The sequence below is a fragment of the Pseudomonas sp. TWR1-1-3 genome (genome assembly GCF_049896805.1).
Taxonomy (GTDB): Bacteria; Pseudomonadota; Gammaproteobacteria; order Pseudomonadales; family Pseudomonadaceae; genus Aquipseudomonas; species Aquipseudomonas bubulae.
In genome coordinates this window covers 136,567-159,254 of sequence record NZ_JAFCUZ010000007.1, presented here as the reverse complement: position 1 = coordinate 159,254, position 22,688 = coordinate 136,567, and the positions used below count along the sequence as shown (strand labels likewise).

Here is a 22,688-nt window from a genome sequence, read left to right as displayed (position 1 = left end):
TGTTGTATTGAGAAACAGACATGGATGATCGACATTTAGCCTTTTTGGCCCGCCAGCCTTCAGCAACCCTTCAGCCCTGGGAATCCTTTTTGGGAGTACCCAAACGTGGCCTGGCCCTTATTTTGGCCAACACGATGTTCTGGCAACCTTTGCTTGTGCAGGCCGAAAACATTGTCGTCAGTCGGCCAGGGTGATCGTGGCCAACCCGTACGGTATTACCTGTAATGGCTGCGGTTTTATCAACACCCCGAATGTCACGTTGACGACCGGTAAACCCATGGTCGGAGGCTTGCTGGCTGAAACCATGGGGGGAGACTTCAAAACCGGGGCTTTGGCGGGCGGTGTCAACGAAGCGCTGGTTGGTCACTTGAATGACTTGGTCAATGGTGATGAAAAACTGCTGACCATGAGTTCGCAGATCGTTGGTGTGCTGGCGGCTGCCGCTCAACATGATGTGGACGCCAGCAAGCTTGAGAAAGGCAAATGGATTGCGCAGAACCTGACGCAATACAACTTCTTGAACCATCTGCCGCCTGGTTTGGTTGAGTATGGACAAGCAGCCACTACCCTCGCAGCAGATATGTAAAGCAAGGACGCTACGGGTGATGAAATAGCTCAGGCGCAACTGGAGTTGGCCCGAGGGCAAGGGTTTGATGGTGTCCAACCGGCTACTGAGTTCGTTGAGGCTTGGGGCAGGTTCTTAGCCTTTGAGAGTTAACTCCGGGAACACCAAGAGCCCAACCCGAGCTCTTGCGTGACTCCCATTAATTGCATGCGTTGCGTCAGGCTGGTAGTGATTTCCCAGCGCGGCCCTCCCTTAAACCCCTTTGGTATTCGGCAGCAAGATGGTCAATACCCCCAGCAGCGGCAGGTAGGAACAGAGTCCATACACATACTCGATGCCCTGGATGTCCGCCAGATGCCCCAGCAACGCGGCGCCAATCCCGCCAAAACCGAACATCAAGCCGAAGAACACACCGGCAATCATGCCGACGTTACCGGGTACCAGTTCCTGGGCATAGACGACGATGGCAGAGAACGCCGACGCCAGAATAAATCCAATAACCATGCTCAATACGCCTGTCCAGAACAGGTCCACATAAGGCAAGGCCAGTGTAAAAGGGGCTGCCCCCAGGATCGAGAACCAGATGACTTTTTTGCGCCCGATCCTGTCGCCAATCGGGCCACCAAAGAAGGTACCTGCTGCCACTGAGCCGAGGAACAAGAACAGGTAAAGTTGAGAGCTGGCCACTGACAGGTGAAATTTCTCGATAAGGTAGAACGTGAAATAACTGGTAAAGCTGGTCATGTAGAAGTATTTGGAGAACACCAGCATTGCGAGCACCACCAGTGCAAACGTTACTCGTCCCTTGGACAGGCCGTGGCTCGCCTGGCTGCCCTGTTTAAGCTTGAACAGGGCCAGGTGGTTGCGATACCAGCGGCTCAAGCCGTACAGCACGAAGATGGCGAAGGCGGCAAACAGGCCAAACCAGGCGACATGCCCCTGGCCATAAGGGATCACGATGGCCGCAGCCAGCAGCGGGCCGAATGCGCTACCGGCGTTGCCGCCGACCTGGAAGGTTGACTGGGCCAGGCCATAGCGCCCGCCTGACGCCAGTCGCGCCACACGGGAGGCCTCGGGGTGGAAGGTCGATGAGCCGATGCCGACAAGGGCGGAGGCCACCAGGATCGACGCAAAGCTGGCGGCAAAGGCCAGCAGCAGGATGCCGATCAAGGTGCACACCATGCCCGCCGGCAGCAGCCAGGGTTTGGGGTGGCGATCGGTGTGATAACCCACCCAGGGTTGCAGCAGGGAGGCTGTCAGCTGGAAGGTCAAGGTAATCAGCCCCACCTGGGTAAAGCTGAGCCCATAGTTGGCCTTGAGCATGGGATAGATCGAGGGAAGCACGGCCTGGATCAGGTCGTTGATCAAATGTGCCAGCGCGCAGGCGCCGATCACCTTCATGACCAGCGGGCTCGCTTGTTGGGCAACTGAGGCTGACGCAGACGCAGACGCAGACGCAGAGGCCGGGGATGCGGTTGTTGTAGACATGGCAAATCTTCCGGGGCGATAGGGGTGCGAGCTCAATGCTCGACGCTATCCTAGAATTCGCCTGCATGCCTGTCTCGCTGTATAAGGGAGCAAACCATCGCAAAAGGGGCGTCGCGATCAAACCACTCAATGATTTTTTGCTGGAGATCGATCGGAGCAACTGGACGGTGATCGGCAGCGCGACCGATTATCCCCAGGACTGGATCATCCCGGCCCATACTCATGAGAAGCATCAACTGCTGTATGCCATTGCAGGTGTCATGGTGGTTTACAGCGAGTCGAGCCAGTGGACCGTTCCCTCCAATCGGGGGGTGTGGATGCCCAGCGGCAGGGTTCATTCGATCCGCTGTGTGGGGCCGCTGAAAATGCGCAGTGTGTTTGTGCGACCCGATGCACTTGTGGACCTGCCTGCCGAGATAAGGGCCGTGAGCATCTCGCCGCTGTTGAGCGAGTTGATCAAGGTTGCCGTGGGCCTGAAGCTGCCATATACCGCGCACACCCGCGAAGGTCGGGTGATGCAGCTGATTCTGGACGAGTTGGCTCTACTGCCCGCATTACCCTTGCATCTGCCCCGGCCAGCCGATCATCGCATCAACGATATTTGCCTCAGGTTGCAAAAAAATCCCGCCGACAGTTCGACGCTGGCTGACTGGAGTACCCATCTGGGCCTCGACGAAAAAACCATCCAGCGCCTGTTTCGCAAGGAGACCGGCATGACCTTCGGCCAGTGGCGCCAGCAGGCGCGTTTGCTGCTGGCGGTTGAGCGCATGGCGGTGGGGGAGAAGATTATCGATGTGGCGTTTTCACTGGGGTATGAAAGTCCGAGTGCGTTCACCAACATGTTCAAAAAGCAGTTCGGCAAAACCCCCAGCCATTTTTTCAAATAGCCTTTCGCTCGCTGCTACGAACCGCTACACACCTTGGCAGCATCCGGGTCGTCGGGGATAAACGAGTCCTTGGCTGAGGGTTTAAGCACCACGTAGCCGCGGCGCCAGGGCTGGTCATCGACCATGCTCCAGCGATGCCCCGTACCGGTGTTGTCTTCGGCGATCAGCACTTCGCCCGGATGCAGGGTGAATTTCTCGCCATTGCGGGTCGCGAATGCCAGCGTGCCCGACAACGTGATGACGTACTGCGGCTCCGGGTCGTTGTGCCAGTCATAGGAAGCATGCGCCGGGCTTTGCTTGAAATGGATGGCGGTCACGTCGTTGCGCATGTTCTGGTCGATACGGCCTTGCAGAACATGGGAGGCGTTGTCCGCACCCGTACACAATTTGTAGGCCTTGATGGTGTCGGTAGTGGAGGTGGCGGCCTGGGCACCGCTCAGGCCAGCCAGGGTAATGGCGACAGCCGCTGCCGTGCGCAGGCCCAGGCGGTGGATTGCAGTGCGCTGCGGTGCGCGAGTGTGCTTATGCATGGAGCAGGGTTCCCTTGTGCTGAATTGACGTGACAGGCAGCCATGTTCTGCGGGGGAGCGGCTCTGGACAATTAACAATTTGTTTATGGGTTATAAAAGCCCGGCTGATCGAGACGGACTTTTGGTGAGCGCTGATGGGGTTGGTTGCCCGCTCATGCCATTGCCAGCATTCAGCGTTACTGCAAATGTGCCTTGAGTTCTTGCGAGGCTTGCAACATGGCAGAGCGTACTGCAGGCACCTGGCTGACCACGTTCAAAAGACCAAAGTCGTGAATCATGCCGTTATAGCGAACCGCAGTGACCGGTACTCCTGCCTGATCCAGCTTGCGGGCGTAGGCTTCGCCTTCGTCACGCAGTACATCGGCACTGGCGGTTTGTACCAGTGCAGGTGGCAACCCCTTCAACTGATCCACCGATGCGCGAAGTGGCGAGGCGTAGAGGTCGGCACGTTGCTTGGGGTCGGTGGTGTAGTTGTCCCAGAACCACTTCATCATGTTGCGGGTGAGAAAGTGGCCCTCGGCAAATTGCTTGTAGGATCCGGTATCAAAGTTGGCATCAGTCACTGGCCATAGCAGCACCTGGTATTTGATCGCCGGTGTGCCTTTGTCTTTGGCCATCAGGCTGACCACAGCGGCCATATTGCCGCCCACGCTGTTGCCTGCAACGGCCAGGCGTTTGCCGTCTACATTGATTTCGCTGCCGTGCTCGGCCACCCACTGGGTTGCCGCGTAGGCCTGGTTGATGGCTGTCGGGTACCTGGCTTCGGGGGAGGGGGTGTAGTCAACATACACCGCCACTGCCCCGGAACCCGCGACCAGGTCGCGTATCAGGCGCTCGTGGGTCGGGTAGTCTCCCAGCACCCAGCCGCCACCGTGGAAGTACATGAACACGGGCAAGATGCCTTTCACGCCTGCCGGGCGCACGATGGTCAGGTTGATATCCTGACCCTCGACGGAAATGGTCTTTTGGCTGATATCGGCTTTGGGCAGGGTCAGCTCTACCCCCGACTGGGCACTCGCCAGCACCGCACGCGCATTTTCAGGCGAGAGCTTCTCGATGGGCGTGCCGCCACTGGAATTCAATGCATTAAGGAAGTTCCGGGTGTTGTGTTCAATACCGGTGTCAGTTGCTGCGAACGCGCTACCTATAGATACAGCGAGGATTGACCCCGCCAGGATTTTAACAAGAGTGCTCATGTTTTTATCTTCATCGCAGTGGGTTGAGCGTACACGTACGGGTGTACATCGCAATTGCCTAAATGGGCGACGAAGTTATGCTCAAGCTGGCTGAAAGCGTCAACTTCCAGACTGTTAGAGGATTTGTAGTCGGAAAAACCAGCGGCTCATTCTGTATTTGTTTTGCACGACAGTTGTTTGATGAGCGTTTACAAGTTGCCCGGGTTTTATCTGGCGAGCGCAGGCCAACTCATTACCGTTAAGGGTGGCAATGAGCTGAAAACCGCGCCTGCGCAATAATCAGCCCTTGGCCACCCCCACCCGCCACTGCGAAGGGGGCACCAGGCCGTTGACCAGGTAGTTGCCGACAATGCGTGACTTGTAGACCCGGGGGTTGTGGTTGGCCAGGGTGCGGGCGTTGCGCCACAGGCGGTCCAGCGCCTTGTTGCTGGCGGTGGCACTGGCGCCCAGGGCATCGAACAGCGCCGTAGTCGCGGCCAGGGTGGCGTCTACCACGGGGTTGACCGCCAGGCACACTTCCAGTTCGGCCAGTGCCACCTGCGGGTCTTCATGGGTCAGCGGCTGCTCACTGGCAATGGTGTATTGCGCGGTGCTTTCCAGGCGCTGCGCCGCGTACCGGGCAATGGCCTGTGCCGCATAGGCCTGGCTGGCCACCTCGCCAATCACTTGCAGCAATTGCACGTCCTGCGCGGCGCTGTCGGCATTGCCCGTAGAGAAGGTTCTGGAGCGGCTGTGCAGTTCGTCGGCACCACTCAAGGCGGCGCGGCGGGCAATACCGGCCAGGGTGCTCAGGTGGTAGATCTGGAAGAACGATTGGCCATAGGCAAAACGCTGGTCGGTGGCACGGGGTTCATCGTTCACCCGCACGTTGTCGAAAATGCAGGTGCCGCTGGCCGTCAGGCGCTGACCAAAGCCGTTCCAGTCATCAATGATTTGTACGCCGGGGGCCTTGAGATCGACCACTACGCTGTACAACGTGCCATCGTCACCGGTGCCGATGGTGTTGATCAGGTCACTGTAAAGGGCGCCGGTGGTGTAGAACTTTTTCCCGCTGATACGCAGCGAGCCGTCTTCAGCCCGGTGGATGCGGGTTTCGAATTCGCCACGGGTCTGGGTGCCCACCTCGGTACTGCCCGGCGACAGTAAAACGCCCTGGCTGAGTGTGTCCAGCCAGCGGGCCTGCCAGTCGAGATTTTTCGAGACCAGCACTTCTTCGCAGAACCCAAAATGCCCGCGCAAGGCCTGGGTGATGTTGGAGTCGGCTGCGGACAATTCGGTCAACAGGGCGAGCAACTCAACCAGCGTGGCGTCCTGACCGCCATAGCTGGTCGGCAGACGCCAGCGCGGCAAGCCCAGGGCGTTCAGTTGCTGGATAACCTTGCCCAGGTGGCTGCGCGAGCCGTCAGCTTCGGCGGCTTGCGCGCCAATCTCTGCAAGCAGCGGGCGAAAGGGAGCGGCCAGTTGTTCGTAACGGGCGCTTGGGGCGCTGCCCCAGATATCAAGTTGTGGATTAGGCATGCAGTCTGACCTTGCCGGGCCTGCGCTCAAAGGCGCGCTGGCGCTGAAATGAGTGAAGTAAATACGGTTAGGCCCAGTGGTCTGGTGAAGCCACCCTAATACTAGATTGGTCAAATGCTTAATACCAAAAACAGCTAACCAAATACCCGGACAGGGTTCTATGGATATGCCTTAAAAGTATTGGTTGCTTATGTCTTTATTGCGCTAGCTTCTAAAAACGCCACGCTTGGCGACTCAAAAAGCCTCTTTTCTCAAAGCCAGACTGCATGCCTACAGATGGTTGATTCAGCTGTTAACTCTGTAGGAATCCTTAATGACAACACGTCAAAAATTGCTCGGCCTGTTGGGTCTGGCCTCTTTGGTGCTGCATGGCACTCCCGCCTGCGCCGCTACCCCGCAGACCCTGGTGGTGGGCGATCAGTTCTTCTCCAACCGCATTGTTCTCGAACTCTCGGGTGAGCTTAAAGATTTGCCCTATACCATCGATTTCAAGCGCTTCAATACCGGTTCGCCGGTAGCCTCGGCCGTCGCCAGCGGCGCCCTGGATATTGGCGTGGTGGGCGATACCCCGGTGATCAGCCTGGCGGCCAACGGTGCCCCGGTCAAAGTCGTGGCCAGCACCCAGACCAGCCTTAACGGTGTCGGCATTGTGGCCCGCCCGGGCATCCATTCGGTGGCGGATCTCAAAGGCAAAACCGTGGCGATCTGGAACGGCTCCTGGAGCCAGCAGATGATGTTCAAGGCCCTGGACGAAGCGGGCGTGCCACGTGACAGCGTGAACTACAAGTTCCTGTTGCCGGCGGAAGCCAGCATGGCCTTGAGCCAGGGCGACATTGATGCCTTCGGCACGTGGGAACCCTATGTGTCGCTGCAGGAAAAAGAAGGCAGCACCCTGATCCGCAACGCCAAGGGGCTGATGAGTGCACCGACTTATGTGGTTGCCTATGAGCCGGTGCTGGCGCAAAAGGGCGAGATCATCAAGGACTTTGTTGCGCGCCTGACCCGCGCCCGGGAGTGGAGCCAAAGCCATGTTGATGAATACGCTGCCGCCTGGTCCAAGGCCAACCAGTCCTCCCCGGAAATCGCCAAGGCCTGGTTCAAGCGTGACGCCATTACCGTGTTGCCGATCTCGCCCACCATTGTCAGCGAAGCCCAGGCCACTTCTGACTTTCTATACGACGCCAAACTGCTGAAAAAGCCGTACGACGTCACTCCCATGTTTGACCGCGCACTCTGACAACCAAGGAAAACCTTATGGCCAAGCAAATGGCACTGGCGGGGTTTATGCTTTCGGGCCCCGTGGTACATAGCCACGCGGTGTGGCGTCACCCGCAAACCCATAGCCACTTTCTCGACCCCGACTACTACATCGAAATAGCCAAGACCCTGGAAGAGGGTTGTTTTGACCTGTTGTTTTTCGCTGATCGCCTGGCGGTCGGCGATCAGGCCGGGCAATCCCGGGCGCGTTCCTTCGAGTTGGGTGCGCAGGATGCGGCGCGGCTCGATCCGCTACCGATTCTCAGCTTGCTGGCCGGTCACACCAAGCATATTGGCCTGGGGCTGACACGCTCTACCACCTACTACCAACCGCCCCATGTGGCGCGGGCCATCGCCTCCCTGGACCATATCTCCAGAGGTCGCAGCGCCTGGAATATCGTGACCTCGATGAACGACAGCGAAGCGCGCCTGTTCGGCCATGCCCAGCACCTGGCCCACGATCAGCGCTACGCCCGCGCCGATGAGTTTGTCGAACTGGTGCTCAAACTGTGGAACAGCTGGCAGCCGGATGCGCTGGTGCTGGACAAGGTGCGCGGCATCCTCGCCGACCCGAGCAAGATCGATGCCTTCAAGCACAGCGGCACCTACTTCGACTGCGAAGGCCCGCTCAATATTCCGCGAGTGCCACAGGGCCAGCCGGTGCTGATCCAGGCCGGAGCCTCGGGGCGGGGTCGCCAGTTTGGTTCACGCTGGGCTGAAGTAATTTTCAGCATCAACAGCCGGGTAGAGCGCATGCTCGAATTCCGCCAGGATATCCACCAGCAAATGCGCGCCATTGGCCGCAACCCGGATGACTGCAAAATCCTCACGGCGGTCATGCCATTTATTGGCGGCACTGAAGCTGAAGCGATCAAAAAGCGCGATGAGCACAATGCATTGGCCAACCCTGAACTGGGGGTTATCACCCTGTCGACCCAGTCCAATTTCGACTTTACCCAATTCCCGCTGGACACCCGCCTGCTGGATATCGCCCGGCACTCGGCCACCCCCGACGTGATCGCGCAAAAGTTGCGTCTGGAGCGTGACATTACTCTGGGCGAATACGGCGCGATCATGGCCGCCAGTATCCGCGTGCCGCAATTGGCGGGGACCGCAGAGAGCGTGGCGCAGCAATTGATCGACTGGCTGGAGTTGGGTGCCTGCGACGGTTATGTGGTGTCGCCTGCCTACCTGCCCGGCACTTTCACCGAGTTCACCGAATCGGTGGTGCCGATCCTGCAACGCCGCGGTTACCTGCGCAGCGCCTATGAACACCCGACCTTGCGTGGGCATCTGGGGTTGAAAAGTTTCAATTGAAACCGGAGTGCGAGGGGGGCAATCCTGAACCCCTCGCCAATGACGGATTGCTCGATAGCCCCTGAGGCCGGTTCCTTTACAGAATATTCAATGGGTAGCTGACAATCACCCGATGCTCGTCGCAGCCTCGCTCCGCTCGACAGCGGCTACAGGTGCTTGGCAGTTGTGCAAGGACTGTAAAGTTGGGTAAATCTTGGCTTCGAGCCTTGCTCGCACTGGTATAAGGGCGGCGTTTTGTCCCTGTTGAAAATGAGCGTTCGGTCATGAAATTGAAGTCTGTTGTTAAAGCGATGGTTGTAGCGGTGGCGGTATCGGCCTTGTCAGGCTGCTGGATGTTTATGCCGCCAGGCGGCGGTGGCGGTGGCGGTGGTGGCGGTCATGGTGGTGGTGGTCAGCACGGTGGTCAGCGCTGATCGGGTGAGTCGCTTTATTGTGGGCGCTGGCATTACAACTCCAGCTTGTAGCCCACGCCATACAACGACTGGATCGGGTCTTGCCCGGGGCTGGCCTGGGCCAGTTTGCGCCGCAGGTTGCGGATATGGCTGTCCACCGTGCGGTCAGTGACCACGCGATGGTCGGAGTAGAGTTTGTCCAGCAACTGGTCACGGGAAAATACCCGCCCCGGGGCGCGGGCGAAGGTGTTGAGCAGGCGCAGTTCAACCGGGGTCAGGTCCAGCGCCACGCCATCGAACGAGGCGCGATACTGCGCTTCGTCGATCTGCAGGCGGGCCCGGGCCACCTGCTCGAACTGCGGGCTGCGGCGCAGGATGGCCTTGACCCGGGCCACCACTTCACGCGGGCTGAACGGCTTGCAGATATAGTCGTCAGCGCCCAGATCCAGCCCCAGCAGGCGGTCCACTTCTTCTACGCGAGCGGTGATCATGATGACCGGGATTGCGCTGAAATCCCGCAGCTCCTTGCAGATTTCCAGGCCGTCGCGACCGGGCAGCATCAGGTCCAGCAGGATTAGCCGTGGCGCATGGCTGCGTACCCACGGCACCACGTCCAGGCCGTTGTCCAGGCAATGCACGGCGTAACCGGCGAGGGTCAGGTAGTCATGCATCAATGCGGCCAGTTTAGGCTCATCTTCAACGATCAGAATGGTGTCCATGCTTTACACCTTGCGTGGCAAGCGCAGGCTGAGCCAGAGGCCGCCCAGGGGTGAGTGGTCGGCCGTGAGGCTGCCGCCATGGGCCAGTACGATGCTGTGACAGATCACCAGTCCCAGGCCGGCGCCACCACTGGCGCGATTGCGCGAGGCTTCGCCGCGGTAGAAGCGCTCGAACAGCCGCGGCAGTTGCTGCGGGTCGACTCCGGGGCCGGAGTCCATAAAGCTGACCAGTATGTGCTCATCTTCAATGGAGGCGCTGATCAGCAGCATGCCGCCGGCATCGGTGTAGCGCACGGCGTTTTCCAGCAGGTTGCCGAATAGCTGTTGCAGGCGCTTGGCATCGGCTTCCAGCAGCAGGGCGCAGGATGGCAGGCGCAGCTCAACCCGCAGGCCGGCCGCATTGCAGCGTTCCTGATACATGGCCACCGAGGTCTGCAGCAGGTCGTTGAGGTCGCATTGGCTTTTGCGGTAGGTCAGGGCACCGACATCGGCCAGTGACAGCTCATACAGGTCGTCCACCAGTTTGCTGAGCATGCCGACTTCGCCTTGCAGTGACTTCATCGAACTGTGGTCGAGGGTGCGTACACCGTCCTCGATGGCCTCCAGTTCGCCGCGCAGGATCGACAACGGCGTGCGCAGTTCGTGGGAGACATCGGCCATAAATTCGCGGCGCATTTTTTCGTTGCGCTCAAGGGTGTAGGCCAGTTGATTGAAGTCGCGGGCCAGCTGGCCGACTTCGTCATTGGACGATACGGCTACCCGGTTGCTGTATTCCCCGGTGGCCAGTTTGTGGGTGGCCGCAGCCACGCGCTTGACCGGGTCGAGCAGGGTGCGGGCGATCCACCAGGCAATCAGCATGGCCAGCAGCAGCGAGAGCACGCCCATGCCCAGACTGGTTTGCAACTGGTATTGCTGGAAACGCTCGCCACCGGCCTCGGTCACGCTCTGGAACGGGGTCACGGCCAGCCAGCCGACGGTTTTGCCATTGACTTCAATTGGCCGCAGCAGAGCATCGTCGCCGATGGAGGGGTAGCCGGTGACGCGCTTTTTATCCTGGTCGAGCAGGGCAATGCGAAACAGCGCGCCGGTCAGGTCCGAGGGCAACGGGTTTTTAAGGTCGCCGCGTTTGGGTTCATCCCCTGCGTCTGGCCGCATAAGTTGAAACCAGCGCTCTGGATTGTGTCGCAAAAAATCCCAACTGCCTTCGCGCTGCCAGGCGCTAACCATACGCGGCTGCACGGATTCCATGCGCTCCAGCGCCTGTTCATTGAGGTAGCCGAGAAAGCCCCGGGTGAAACTCCAGCTCGTGGCCAGGCCCATGCTCAGAATCACGAACAGCACGCTGGCCAGGACGGCGATAAACAGCTTGGTGGAGATACTCAGTTTCATCGGCTCGGCTTACTGGCGAAATGGCCTGCTCATTTAGGCCCTGCGCCGGGGAAGATTCAAGGCTTGCGGGCAATCTTCAATTTTCCTGCACATTTGCCTCGCACCATGACATCAGCCAACTGTCTTGTAGAGGCCGCCATGTCGATCAAACTGTTTACCAAATCCCTGGTAACTGCCGCTGTTATTGTGTCTTTGCTGGTTCTCGTTGTGTTGAGCGGATGCTCGGCCGGTGACTCCGCGCCCGTTGCCGAAAAACCCAAGGTTTCGGTGCTCACTGTGCAACCGCAGCGTCAGGCATTGACCACCGAGCTGGCCGGTCGCACCCAGGCATTTATGGTTGCGCAGATCCGTCCTCAGGTCAGCGGCATTGTGCAGCAGCGCCTGTTCGTCGAAGGGGCCGAGGTCAAGGCCGGCGAGGCGCTGTATCAAATTGATGCGGCGCCATACAAGGCCGCCTTTGCCCAGATGCAGGCCACCGCCGCCAAGGCCCGCGCCACCGTCAAATCGGCTCAGGCCACGGCCCGGCGCGACGCGCAACTGGCGAAAATAGACGCCATCAGCCAGCAAGATAATGAAGACGCGCAGGTCAGCCTGCAAACGGCCGAGGCCGACCTGCAAGTGGCCTTGGCCGACGTCGAAACCGCGCGCATCAATCTGGCTTACACGCGCATCAGTTCGCCGCTCAGTGGCCGCATCGAAACCTCCACCGTGACCCCCGGCGCCTTGGTGGTGGCCAGCCAGGACACCGCGCTGACCACCGTGCAGCAACTGGACCCGATCTATGTCGACGTCACCCAGTCGACCAGCGAGTTACTGCGCCTGAAACGCGACCTGGCCAGCGGCACCCTGCAAAACAATGGCCAGGGCGAAACCCCGGTGTTGCTCAAACTCGATGACGGCAGCACCTACAATCACGCCGGCAGCCTCAAGTTCAGCGGCGTCACCGTCACTGAAGGCACCGGCACCGTGACCCTGCGCGCTGTCTTCCCCAACCCCGATCACCTGTTATTGCCGGGTATGTATGTACGCGCCGTGCTCGATCAGGCCACCGACGACAGGGCGATTTTGATCCCGCAAAAAGCCGTCACCCGCAGCGCCAGCGGCGTGACCTCGGTGCTGGTGGTGGTCGAGGGCAAGGTCGAACAGCGCGTGCTGACCATTGACCGTGCCGTGGGCAATCAATGGTGGGTCACTGCCGGTTTGAATGCCGGTGATCAGGTGATTGTCGAGGGCGGGCAGAAAGTCCGGGTGGGCAACGAGGTGCTGGCGCAAAACAGCGAAACCCGTTCGCTGCCGACCCGTGCGGCACCCACTGCAATTGCCCGGGAGGGTTGAACATGGCGCGTTTCTTTATTGATCGGCCGATTTTTGCCTGGGTGATCGCCATCGTGATCATGCTCGCGGGCGCGCTGTCGATCACCCAATTGCCCCTTGAACAGTACCCGGACATTGCACCGCCCACCGTGAAAATTGCCGCCACCTACACCGGCGCATCGGCCAAGACGGTGGAGGACTCGGTGACCCAGGTGATCGAGCAGCAAATGACCGGTATCGACAAGCTGACCTATATGTCGGCCTCCAGCAGTTCGGCGGGCAGCGCCAGTATCAACCTCACCTTTGAGGCCGGCACGGATCCCGACGTGGCGCAGATGCAGGTGCAAAACAAGCTCCAGCAAGTGGAATCGCGCCTGCCCAGCTCGGTGCAGAGCGAAGGCCTGACCGTGACCAAGGGCGGCTCGGATTTCTTGATGATTGCCGCGCTGGCCTCGGATAACCCGAGCGTAACCGGCACGCAGATTGGCGATTACATCTCCAGCACCTTGCTCGACTCCATCAGCCGCATCGACGGCGTCGGTGAAGTCAAAGCCATGGGCTCGGGCTACGCCATGCGCATCTGGCTGGACCCGGCGCTGCTGCAAAAATATTCCCTTATGCCTTCTGACGTGACCACCGCCCTGGAGGCGCAAAACACCGAAGTGTCGGCCGGGCAGTTGGGCGCCTTGCCCGCCGTGGCCAGCCAGCAACTCAATGCCACCATCACCGCGCGCAGCAAGCTGCAAACCGCCGAAGAATTTCGCAATGTGGTGGTCAAGTCCAACAGCGCCGGTGCCGTGGTGTTGCTCGGCGAAGTGGCCACGGTGGAGCTGGGCAGTGACAGCTATGACGTCAACTCGGCCCTTAATGGCAAACCGTCCGCCGCCATGGGCGTGCAACTGGCCACCGGCGCCAATGCGCTGGAAGTCGGTGAGGCGGTCAAGGCCAAGCTCGCCGAACTGGAACCGTACTACCCGAGCGAAATGCAGCTCAAAAACGTGATCGCCTACGACACCACGCCGTTTGTCAGCCTGTCCATCGAAGAAGTGGTCAAGTCCCTGGGCGAGGCCATCGTGCTGGTGGTGCTGATCATGTTCCTGTTCCTGCAGAATTTTCGCGCCACGCTGATCCCCGCCATCACCGTGCCGGTGGTGCTGCTGGGCACCTTTGGCGTGCTGGCGATGTTTGGTTACTCGATCAACACCCTGACCATGTTTGCCATGGTATTGGCCATTGGCTTGCTAGTGGATGACGCCATTGTGGTGGTGGAAAACGTCGAGCGGGTGATGAGCGAGAAGGGCCTGTCGCCGCTGGAGGCAACGCGCCAGTCGATGGATGAAATCACCAGCGCCTTGATCGGCATCGCCCTGGTGCTGAGCGCGGTGTTTATCCCCATGGCGTTTTTCAGCGGTTCAACCGGGATTATCTACCGCCAGTTTTCGGTGACGATTGTGTCGGCGATGGTGCTCTCGGTGCTGGTGGCCATGACCCTGACACCTGCCCTGTGTGCGACCTTGCTCAAGCCGGTTGACCCAAACGGGCACGGCCCGCAGACCGGCTTCTTCGGCTGGTTCAATCGCACCTTTGAACGCGGCGCCCAGGCGTATCAACGGGTAGTCGGCAAGATTTTGCAGCGCAGTGGCCGCAGCCTGATGGTGTACGTGTTGGTGGTTGCCGCGATGGCGGTGGGTTACACCAAACTGCCCACCTCGTTCCTGCCCGATGAAGATCAGGGCATCCTCATGGCGCAGATGCAATTGCCGGTAGGCGCCACCGATGACCGCACCCAGGCGGTGCTCAAACAGTTCGAGAGCTACATCCTGCAACAGCCGGAAGTCGAGGCCATGATCAGCATTTCCGGCATGGGCATGGGTGGCAATAGCCAGAACTCGGCGCGGGCGTTTATCCGTCTCAAGGACTGGAGCGAGCGCACCGGCGCCGGGCAGGATTCAGCGTCGATCGCCCAGCGCGCCACGCAGGCGCTGTCGAGCATCGGCGATGCCGATGTGTTTGTCATGCAGCCGCCAGCCGTGCGCGGATTGGGGCAAAGCTCGGGGTTTGATTTGCAACTCAAGGACGTCGCCGGGCTGGGTCATGAAGCGCTGGTGGCGGCGCGTGAACAATTGATCGAGCTGGCCAAGCAAGACCCGCGCCTGCAAGGCGTGCGCAGCAACGGTCTGGACGACACGCCGCAGCTCAAGGTGACGATTGATGACCGCAAGGCCGGGGCGCTGAGCCTGACCACCAGCGACATCAACACCACGTTATCCACGGCGTTGGGCGGCAGTTACGTCAATGACTTCCTCAATCAGGGCCGGGTGAAAAAGGTCTATGTGCAGGGGCAGGCGTCGTCGCGGATGCAGGCTGACGACCTTGATCATTGGTTTGTGCGCAACAGCAATGACGAAATGGTGCCGTTCTCCTCGTTCGCCAGCAGCTCATGGACCTCGGGTTCGCCGCTGCTGGAGCGCTACAACGGCAGTTCGTCGCTGGAAGTGGTGGGTGATCCGGCACCGGGAGTGAGTTCCGGGGTGGCGATGGACGCTGTGGAGTCGATCATCAAGCAACTGCCTGAAGGCATCAGCTACGAATGGACGGGGCAGTCCTATCAACTGCGTCTGTCTGGCTCGCAAGCGCCGTTGCTGTATGCGATTTCGGTGCTGTTTGTGTTCCTGTGCCTGGCGGCGTTGTACGAGAGCTGGTCGGTGCCGTTTTCGGTGATGCTGGTGGTGCCATTGGGCGTGGTGGGCGCGGTGCTCGCCACCCGCTTCAGCGGCTTGAGCAATGACGTGTACTTCCAGGTGGGGCTGTTGACCACCGTGGGGCTGGCGGCGAAAAACGCCATTCTGATCGTCGAGTTCGCCAAGCACCTGCAAGAGCAGGGCAACAGTTTGATCGACGCCACGCTGATCGCGGTACGGCAGCGCCTGCGGCCGATTTTGATGACCTCGCTGGCCTTTATGTTTGGCGTGTTGCCGCTGGCCATGAGTTCCGGTGCAGGTTCGGCCGGGCGTCAAGCCATCGGCACCGGCGTGCTGGGCGGCATGTTCAGCGCCACGGTGCTGGGAATCTTCTTTGTGCCGCTGTTCTTCGTGTTGATTCGCCGCCGTTTCAGCCGCGTGTCGACCCCCACCACTGACCGTACAGGTGAAGCATGAGTCGCTTTCGTTGGCCGCTGCTGGCCGTTTTCGCACTGCTGGGCGGCTGCATCAATCTGGCGCCTGAGTACGAGCGTCCGCAAGCCCCGGTGGCCGAGCAATGGCTGGCGGGTGCCAGCACGCCCAAAGGGCAGGTGGCGGCGGACATTCAATGGCAGCAGTTTTTCACCGATCCGCGTCTGGCGCAGTTGCAGACCCTGGCCTTGGCCAATAACCGCGACCTGCGGGTGGCCAGCCTGAATATCGAAAAAGCGCAGGCGCAATACCGCATTCAGCGTGCCGCCTCGTTTCCGGGGATCGACGCCAGCGTCGGTGGCAGTTCCAGTCGGGCCAACAGCAGCACCAGCCACAGCTACAGTGCCGAACTGGGGTTGAGCAGCTACGAAGTGGACGTGTTCGGGCGGGTCAAAAACCTTCAGGACGAAGCCTTGCAATCCTATCTGGCGCTGACCGAAACCCGCCGCAGCACTCAGATCAGCATGGTCGCCGAAGTGGGCACCGCGTGGCTGACGTTGGCGGCGGACAACGAGCGCCTGAAATTGGCACAAGAGACGCTGACCAGCCAGCAGTCCACCTACGAACTGACCCAGCGCAGCCATGGTTTGGGTGGTTCATCGGGGCTGGCAGTCTCTGAGGCGCAAACCACCGTGGAATCGGCGCGGGTCGATGTGGCCGAATACGCCAGTCAGGTGCTGCAAGATCAGAATGCGTTGCGTCTGCTGGTGGGCAGCGACATCCCGGCCAGCCTGCTGCCGGGCGACAGCCTGGAATCGGCGGCGATGCTGGTGCAAGTGCCAGCCGAGTTGCCGTCCACCTTGTTGCAGCGTCGCCCGGACGTACTGGCCGCTGAACATAGCTTGATGTCCGCCAACATCGACATTGGCGCGGCGCGGGCGGCGTTCTTCCCCAGCATCACCCTGACCGCCGGTGCCGGGTCAGCCAGCACCAGCCTGTCGAGCCTGTTCAAGGCCGGCAGCGGCGCGTGGAGCTTTGCGCCGAGTATCAGCCTGCCGATCTTCGACGCCGGCAGTAATCGGGCTACGCTGGACTCAGCCAAAGTGGAACGCGAGATACAGGCGCAGACCTACCAGCTGACTTTGCAGACTGCGTTCAAGGAAGTGGCCGATGCACTGGCGGTGCGCAGCACCCTGGACCAGCGCCTGAGCGCCCAGCAAGCGCTGACCGAGGCCAGCCGCAAAAGCTACGAGCTGTCGGATGCACTGTACCGCAGTGGTTCGCAAAGCTTTCTTGAAGCACTGGTTTCCCAGCGTTCGCTGTACAGCGCCGAACAAGACCTGATCACCCTGCGACTGGCCGAACAAAGCAACCGCGTGACGTTATACAAAGTGCTGGGCGGTGGCTGGAACTGAGCGCAGGTTTACCCCGGATTTTTCATTGAAAAGGAGCTGTCATGATCGCCCTCCAAACCCTGCGCCGGCTATTTCTCGGCAGCACAGTGCTTCTCCTGCAACTACCGAACCTGGCCCAGGCCGAAACGCCCATCGCCGCGCTGCCCGTGGTCAAACCCGCCATCAGCTGCGCGGCCCTGACCCGTGTTGATCTGCAGGCAATCGGCGGCAAGGGCAGCCAGGTGGTGTCGGCCAGCGAAACCACCAGCAATGGGGTTACCGCCTGTGAAGTGCAAGGCACGCTGGCGCCGAGCATCGGTTTCAAGGTCATGCTGCCAACCCACACCTGGACTCAGCGTTATCTGCAAGTGGGTTGCGGCGGCCTGTGCGGGCGGATTTCATTGCAGGTGGGCGCGGCCGAAGGCTGTGCCCCCCTGAACAGCGGCGGCTTTGTGCTGGCAGCTACCGATATGGGTCACGAGGGCATGGACAACAGTTGGGGCAACGATGCACAAAAACGTGCTGATTTCGCCCATCGCGGCGTCCACCTGACGGCACTGGCCGCCAAGCAACTGATTGGCGCCTATTACGGCCAGCAACCTGCGTACGCTTATTTTACCGGCTGCTCCGATGGCGGGCGCGAAGCCCTGATCGAAGCCCAGCGCTATCCCGACGATTTCAACGGCATCATTGCCGGGGCGCCAGCATTGAATTTTCTGGTGCAGAATTCGATTTATCATGCCTGGCAGGCCCGCGCCAATCAGGACGGGGAGGGCAAGGCGATTCTTGTCGCCTCGCGCCTGCCGATCCTGCACCAGGCTGTGCTGCAGCAGTGCGACGCGCTGGACGGGCAGGTCGATGGTCTGATCAGCGACCCGCGAGCCTGCCGCTTTGATCCAGCAACCGTGCAGTGCAAGGCCTCTGCGACGGACACATCGGACTGTCTGAGCGCCAGGGAGGTGGATGCGGCCCGAAGCCTTTATGACGGCCCGCGTGACCCGGCTACCGGTGAACGCCTGACCATTGCCGGGCCACAGCCGGGTTCCGAACTGGCCTGGGCCGGGGTGTTTGTGCCGGACAGCGTCGATCAGCCGATCAACAGTGAAAAGATGGCCCTGGATGTCTTGCGCAATCTGGCCTTCGAGCGCAATCCGGGAGCAGATTACAGCCTGGCGGACGTGAAGTTTGATCGCAGCACCCTGGATCAATTGCGCGCCCTGCACCCACTGTATGACGCCACCAACCCGGATCTGTCGGCATTCGCAGACCGCGGCGGCAAGCTGATCCTGTGGCACGGTTGGGCCGATCAGCATATCTCGCCACTGAACACCATCGCCTACCACCAGGCGGTGCAGGTGCAGATGGGCAAGTCGAAGGCCGAGTCCTTCGAGCGGCTTTATCTGCTGCCAGGGGTTTACCACTGTGGTGGCGGTGAAGGCCCGAGCCTGCTGGACCTGCTGACACCCATGATGTCATGGGTCGAAAAGGGTCAGGCCCCCGCTGCCATTGTGACCTTGCAGGCCAGCAGCAAACAGGCCGCTGCCAGCGAGTTTGGCGCACCGACCAATCTGCCGGGCCGGGCTGCTGCGGACCAAAAACCGTCAATGATGGCGCCCCGGTCTGTCGCCCAGGACCCTGCCAACGACGGGCGTAGACGCCTGGTGTTTCCGTACCCGGATGTGGCGGTGTATGACGGCAAGGGCGATGTTAAATCGGCCGACAGTTATGTGCGCAGCCCAAACGCGGTAGATGAAAAAACCCCGCAGTGGCTGGGCTCGGACTTTTTCACGCCCTATGCACCGCTGCAACGCTGAGGTCTTCAGCCCTCGGCACTGCGCGCCAGGCTCTGGATGACCTGGGTGAGGATTTCATCCGATAATGGCACATCACTGCGTCGCGCCTGGCGATACTCGCTGGGCGTACTGCCCGCGTATTGCTTGAATGCGCGGGCGAAGTAGGAGGGGTCCTTGAAGCCGACTTCATAGCCGATACTGGTAATGGGCATCTGGCTGTTGTCGAGCAGGTCCTTGGCGCTGTCCATGCGCTTGCCCAGTATGTAGTCCATAAAGCCCAGCCCGTAGACTTCCTTGAACAGGCGGCTAAAGCGAAAGGTAGTCATCCCGCAGCGCTTGGCCAGGTCTTTCTGGTCAATGCTTTCGCAGTAATGCTGATCGATGTACTGCAGCACATTGTGCAGTGCGTTGTGCTTTTGATGGTCGGTGGTCAGGCGGATGCTGTCGGGCAGAGCAGGACCATGTTCGATCGGCAATGCCTTGTTGTTCCCGGGGGCGCTTCTCAATGTACACAGTTGCTCAAGGGCGTTGAGGTAACGGTTGATCTCGGCCGCACTCAAGGGCAGCACCACGTATTCCCAGACTCGCGAACGCATGGCCCAGATCGCAAGCTCTTCGGAGTGCTGCACGGTAAACATGGTGATCGGGATAGAGGGCGACTTGAGTTTGATTTCCTGCAACAGGCTGAGCCCCGCCAGGTCGGGGCAGTCAAAATGCATGCAGATCATGTCTGGCACCGGTTCGCGGTGTTTGTTGGCCCAGGCCCGGGGGGTGTCCAGCAGGCAGTGGCAGGCGGAACGAAAGGGCAGCATGAGGGCTTCAGTGGATTGATTGCGGGTAAGGTCGAACCATAGGAGATGAGGTTGTTTGACAGCTTCAGATTTCATTCACCTAATCCTTTCTTGTGCAGAGCGCTGTCGGGTTGATAGGTCGAATCAATATGTACGCGCACTTTCAAGTTGGTTTTTAATTGGATCCGATCAGGGTGTTTGCCTATCTAATTAGTGCAAAAAAATCCTGCTGTTCGACAATAAACTCCTAACCGCTCCTTCCACCGATGGCTAGCCTTCAATCAGGCGGTGCATTTAGTAATCGCTTTGGGCAAGCCACTCGAGTGAGGTGAACAAAATGAACTTGCAAACCATTAAAACTTCCGTCCAGGCCTTTATTAAGGATGAGAACGGCCTGACCATTGTTGAATACGCCGTGGCCGGTGGCTTGATAACCCTGGGGGCGGTTGCGGCATTCGTCACCCTGGGTGGCAACGTCAAGGACGCCATTACCAGCCTGGGGTGTGCGGTCAAGGGTACTACCTGCTGATGCACGGGCAATGATCACTGGGGCATGGCTCCTTTGCAGTTGCTGGCTGCCGGTTTGCAGCGCCAATGATACCAACCCGTACATAAGTATCGCTGTTGCTGTGAGGTTGTGAAGATTAAATCCTGCTATGAAACCCCCGGCTTAGTCTGTTGCGCTATACGTCCCCTCTAGCCCAGCACCCTGAAGCCGGTTTTTTTGTGCCTGATTAGTTGTAGTACGGATTGCATATAAAGAGTCTGTTAGTGGCAGTTACCTGCTCTTGAATAGGTGGGGTTTAACTGTTTCTGGGTAATGTCAATAAAGTCCTAGCAGTCAGCAAAAATCTCCTAACCCTCAAATAACCCTCTGGCTAAGATCCAATCAAGCAGCGCAAATAGCCCTGCTTCTTGATATCAAACATTGAGTGAGGTGGACGAAATGAGCCTGCAATCAATCAAGACTTCCGTAGTGAAGTTTATCAACGACGAAGATGGCCTGACCATTGTGGAATATGCAGTGGCAGGCGGGCTGATAACACTGGGCGCTGTCGCCGCGTTTATCACCCTGGGCGGCAATGTGAAAACAGCAATCACCAGTCTGGGATGTGCTGTCAAGGGCACTGTCTGCTAACACGATGTCTCCTGTTGAGGGTGCAGCCATGAGCGAGTTACTGATTGCTCCTGTCGTATTGCTTTTAGGGCTGCTGGGAGTTGCGGTGGTGAGCGATCTTCGCAGTCACCGCATTCCCAACCTTCTTGTTTTGCTGGGGCTGGTACTGGGCCTGGTCGGCCAGACCTGGGCCGCAGGCTTTATCGGGTTGGGGCATTCACTGCTGGGCATGCTGATCGGTTTCGGAATTTTCCTGCCCATGTACGCCGTTGGCGGGATGGCCGCCGGGGACGTCAAGTTAATGGCCATGGCCGGCGCATTTTTAACCCCCCATGACGCCCTCTGGGCTGCGTTTTTCAGCCTGATTGCAGGTGGGGTATGCGGGTTATTGATCGTCCTGGTGCAGGGCCAGGCCCTGCAAACCCTGGGCCGCTACTGGTTGATGCTCAGGGCACGCGCCTACTTCCCCCCCCACGCTGCTGAAGTGGCCGGCAAACCTTTCCCTTATTCGGTCGCCGTTTTGCTCGGCACCTTGGCCAGCGTCTTTTGGCTGACCTTGGGCCACTAGTTCAGGAGAACACCATGTACGCCATCAGCAGCAACCGTGTTTCTCTCGATGAGCGCGAAGCGGTACAACTACTGGCTCCACAACCACGGACCATCCTTGAAACCGGATTGGCAGACAATTTTCTCGGTGATCTGGTGTGCAAGCATTTATACGATGCGGGTGTGCTGGACATGGTGCAGCTGGTGGCGCGACTGGCGCTTACCGGTGCGGTAATGGAAGAAATCCTCACGTTCCTGCGCAAGGACCGTCGCGTCGAAGTACTGGGCCAGGCAGGGGGGCAGGCCATGCGCTACGGCTTGACCGAGCGCGGCCGCAACAGTGCCCGCGATGCCCTGGCCCGCAGTGGCTACATAGGTGCAGCGCCTTACCCGGTGAGTGCCTACCGCTCGCTGCTGAAGTTGCAGACCATTCACCACGGGCGTATCAGCGCCCATGACATGCACCACTGTTTCGGTTCGATGGTGCTGGCGCAAAGCATGCTCGATCAACTGGGTGTTGCCTTGAATTCCGGGCGCGCCATCATGATTTACGGGCCTGCGGGTACCGGCAAGACCTATGTCAGCAGTCGGCTGATCCGCTTGTTTGCCGAAGCGATCTGGGTGCCTCATGCCATCGCCATCAATGAATCGGTGATCGAGATCTTTGACCCTCAGGTACACAAGCGCCTGGGCGATGACGAACATCAAAACGGCTTGATGCTCAACGAGGGCATAGACCGCCGCTTGCTGTGCTGCGAACGGCCGATCGTGATCACCGGTGGTGAGTTGACGATGGAACAACTGGATGTTCGTTATGACCCTTATGCCCGTCAGTACCAGGCACCGTTGCAACTCAAGGCCAGTAACGGCCTGCTGATCATCGACGATCTGGGGCGTCAGCGCATGACCCCGGGCGAGTTGTTGAACCGCTGGATTGTGCCCATGGAAGAGAGGCGAGACTTCCTCAACCTGGGGGGCGGGCGCCACTGCGAACTGCCGTTTGACCTGATCCTGGTGTTCTCCACCAACCTCAATCCGCTGGAGCTGGCTGACGAAGCATTTTTGCGGCGCATTGGCTACAAGCTGCAATTTGGCTACCTCAAGCCTGGCGAATACGAACGCATCTGGATTCAAGAGACGCAGCGCCTGGGTATCCCCTATGACCCGCTGTTGCTCAGTTTCGTGCTGCACGACCTGTATGGCGCCGAAAACATGCCCCTGGTGCCATGTCATCCCCGGGATCTGTTGAATATGGCGTGCGATCGCCAGCGTTATCTGGAGGGGGCGGGGCCACTGACTACTCAGGAGCTTGAGTGGGCGTGGCGCAACTATTTCGTCCAACTCGATTTTCTTGGCTAAGGA

Annotated in this window: 19 protein-coding genes and 1 pseudogene; 13 read left to right on the top strand and 7 right to left on the bottom strand. The window is 59.6% G+C overall.

Annotated elements, in window-relative coordinates; genetic code table 11:
* Positions 1 to 20 precede the first annotated feature (20 nt).
* A pseudogene (locus tag ACP7BE_RS22525) lies at positions 21 to 283 on the top strand (filamentous hemagglutinin N-terminal domain-containing protein); the annotation flags it as partial.
* 534 nt (positions 284 to 817) lie between these two features.
* Here the strand turns inward: ACP7BE_RS22525 and ACP7BE_RS22520 are convergent.
* Positions 818 to 2,053: an MFS transporter gene (locus ACP7BE_RS22520; RefSeq protein WP_218722836.1), complete on the bottom strand. Its 1,236-nt coding sequence runs from the start codon at positions 2,051 to 2,053 to the stop codon at positions 818 to 820.
* A 65-nt stretch (positions 2,054 to 2,118) separates the two neighbouring features.
* On the opposite strand from ACP7BE_RS22520, the gene ACP7BE_RS22515 reads away from it, so the two are divergent.
* Entirely contained in the window at positions 2,119 to 2,940 is an 822-nt protein-coding gene (locus ACP7BE_RS22515) for an AraC family transcriptional regulator (protein WP_095001756.1), read from the top strand.
* 14 nt (positions 2,941 to 2,954) lie between these two features.
* Here the strand turns inward: ACP7BE_RS22515 and ACP7BE_RS22510 are convergent, their stop codons facing one another.
* The 3 genes from ACP7BE_RS22510 to ACP7BE_RS22500 all read right to left on the bottom strand — a co-directional run bounded on the left by ACP7BE_RS22510 (position 2,955) and on the right by ACP7BE_RS22500 (position 6,184).
* Complete coding sequence (locus ACP7BE_RS22510) at positions 2,955 to 3,470, bottom strand: cupin domain-containing protein (protein ID WP_426107331.1); 516 nt, start codon at positions 3,468 to 3,470, stop codon at positions 2,955 to 2,957.
* Between the two features lie 176 nt (positions 3,471 to 3,646).
* Positions 3,647 to 4,666: an alpha/beta hydrolase gene (locus ACP7BE_RS22505; protein WP_095026557.1), complete on the bottom strand. Its 1,020-nt coding sequence runs from the start codon at positions 4,664 to 4,666 to the stop codon at positions 3,647 to 3,649.
* A 279-nt stretch (positions 4,667 to 4,945) separates the two neighbouring features.
* Positions 4,946 to 6,184: an acyl-CoA dehydrogenase family protein gene (locus ACP7BE_RS22500; protein ID WP_095019282.1), complete on the bottom strand. Its 1,239-nt coding sequence runs from the start codon at positions 6,182 to 6,184 to the stop codon at positions 4,946 to 4,948.
* Positions 6,185 to 6,497: 313 nt separating this feature from the next.
* On the opposite strand from ACP7BE_RS22500, the gene ACP7BE_RS22495 reads away from it, so the two are divergent.
* The 3 genes from ACP7BE_RS22495 (at position 6,498) to ACP7BE_RS22485 (ending at position 9,171) form a co-directional block, all read left to right on the top strand.
* Entirely contained in the window at positions 6,498 to 7,421 is a 924-nt protein-coding gene (locus ACP7BE_RS22495) for an ABC transporter substrate-binding protein (protein ID WP_095019283.1), read from the top strand.
* A gap of 17 nt (positions 7,422 to 7,438) precedes the next feature.
* Positions 7,439 to 8,758: an LLM class flavin-dependent oxidoreductase gene (locus ACP7BE_RS22490; RefSeq protein ID WP_095019284.1), complete on the top strand. Its 1,320-nt coding sequence runs from the start codon at positions 7,439 to 7,441 to the stop codon at positions 8,756 to 8,758.
* A gap of 263 nt (positions 8,759 to 9,021) precedes the next feature.
* The gene (locus ACP7BE_RS22485; protein ID WP_165484563.1) at positions 9,022 to 9,171 is read left to right on the top strand and encodes a hypothetical protein; all 150 of its coding nucleotides are present in this window, start codon (positions 9,022 to 9,024) and stop codon (positions 9,169 to 9,171) included.
* A gap of 32 nt (positions 9,172 to 9,203) precedes the next feature.
* On the opposite strand, the gene ACP7BE_RS22480 is transcribed toward ACP7BE_RS22485, so the two are convergent.
* Entirely contained in the window at positions 9,204 to 9,869 is a 666-nt protein-coding gene (locus ACP7BE_RS22480) for a response regulator (protein WP_095001750.1), read from the bottom strand.
* A 3-nt stretch (positions 9,870 to 9,872) separates the two neighbouring features.
* The gene (locus ACP7BE_RS22475) at positions 9,873 to 11,258 is read right to left on the bottom strand and encodes an ATP-binding protein (protein ID WP_426107327.1); all 1,386 of its coding nucleotides are present in this window, start codon (positions 11,256 to 11,258) and stop codon (positions 9,873 to 9,875) included.
* A gap of 138 nt (positions 11,259 to 11,396) precedes the next feature.
* Here ACP7BE_RS22475 and ACP7BE_RS22470 point away from each other — a divergent pair, with 138 nt between their 5' ends.
* From ACP7BE_RS22470 to ACP7BE_RS22455, 4 genes are read left to right on the top strand one after another with little or no spacing between them, the layout of a single operon-like run.
* On the top strand, positions 11,397 to 12,593 hold the full coding sequence (locus ACP7BE_RS22470) for an efflux RND transporter periplasmic adaptor subunit (protein ID WP_095001748.1): 1,197 nt from the start codon (positions 11,397 to 11,399) through the stop codon (positions 12,591 to 12,593).
* A gap of 2 nt (positions 12,594 to 12,595) precedes the next feature.
* Entirely contained in the window at positions 12,596 to 15,730 is a 3,135-nt protein-coding gene (locus ACP7BE_RS22465) for an efflux RND transporter permease subunit (protein ID WP_426107324.1), read from the top strand.
* Positions 15,727 to 17,100 (top strand): efflux transporter outer membrane subunit, encoded by a 1,374-nt coding sequence (locus ACP7BE_RS22460; protein ID WP_426107322.1) that lies wholly within the window; start codon positions 15,727 to 15,729, stop codon positions 17,098 to 17,100. The genes ACP7BE_RS22465 and ACP7BE_RS22460 overlap by 4 nt, the downstream gene beginning before the upstream one ends.
* Before the next feature lie 41 nt (positions 17,101 to 17,141).
* Positions 17,142 to 18,893 (top strand): tannase/feruloyl esterase family alpha/beta hydrolase, encoded by a 1,752-nt coding sequence (locus ACP7BE_RS22455; RefSeq protein WP_426107320.1) that lies wholly within the window; start codon positions 17,142 to 17,144, stop codon positions 18,891 to 18,893.
* A gap of 5 nt (positions 18,894 to 18,898) precedes the next feature.
* Here the strand turns inward: ACP7BE_RS22455 and ACP7BE_RS22450 are convergent, their stop codons facing one another.
* The gene (locus tag ACP7BE_RS22450) at positions 18,899 to 19,759 is read right to left on the bottom strand and encodes a helix-turn-helix domain-containing protein (RefSeq protein ID WP_426107318.1); all 861 of its coding nucleotides are present in this window, start codon (positions 19,757 to 19,759) and stop codon (positions 18,899 to 18,901) included.
* 241 nt (positions 19,760 to 20,000) lie between these two features.
* Between ACP7BE_RS22450 and ACP7BE_RS22445 the strand changes: the two genes are divergently transcribed.
* From ACP7BE_RS22445 to ACP7BE_RS22430, 4 genes are all read left to right on the top strand, one after another.
* Entirely contained in the window at positions 20,001 to 20,192 is a 192-nt protein-coding gene (locus ACP7BE_RS22445; RefSeq protein ID WP_095001743.1) for a Flp family type IVb pilin, read from the top strand.
* Between the two features lie 417 nt (positions 20,193 to 20,609).
* Complete coding sequence (locus ACP7BE_RS22440; protein WP_016782274.1) at positions 20,610 to 20,801, top strand: Flp family type IVb pilin; 192 nt, start codon at positions 20,610 to 20,612, stop codon at positions 20,799 to 20,801.
* A 28-nt stretch (positions 20,802 to 20,829) separates the two neighbouring features.
* A complete protein-coding gene (locus ACP7BE_RS22435) occupies positions 20,830 to 21,348 on the top strand; it encodes an A24 family peptidase (RefSeq protein WP_095001742.1) in 519 nt (172 codons plus the stop codon).
* A gap of 14 nt (positions 21,349 to 21,362) precedes the next feature.
* The gene (locus tag ACP7BE_RS22430; RefSeq protein WP_095001741.1) at positions 21,363 to 22,685 is read left to right on the top strand and encodes an AAA family ATPase; all 1,323 of its coding nucleotides are present in this window, start codon (positions 21,363 to 21,365) and stop codon (positions 22,683 to 22,685) included.
* The last annotated feature ends 3 nt before the right edge of the window (positions 22,686 to 22,688 follow it).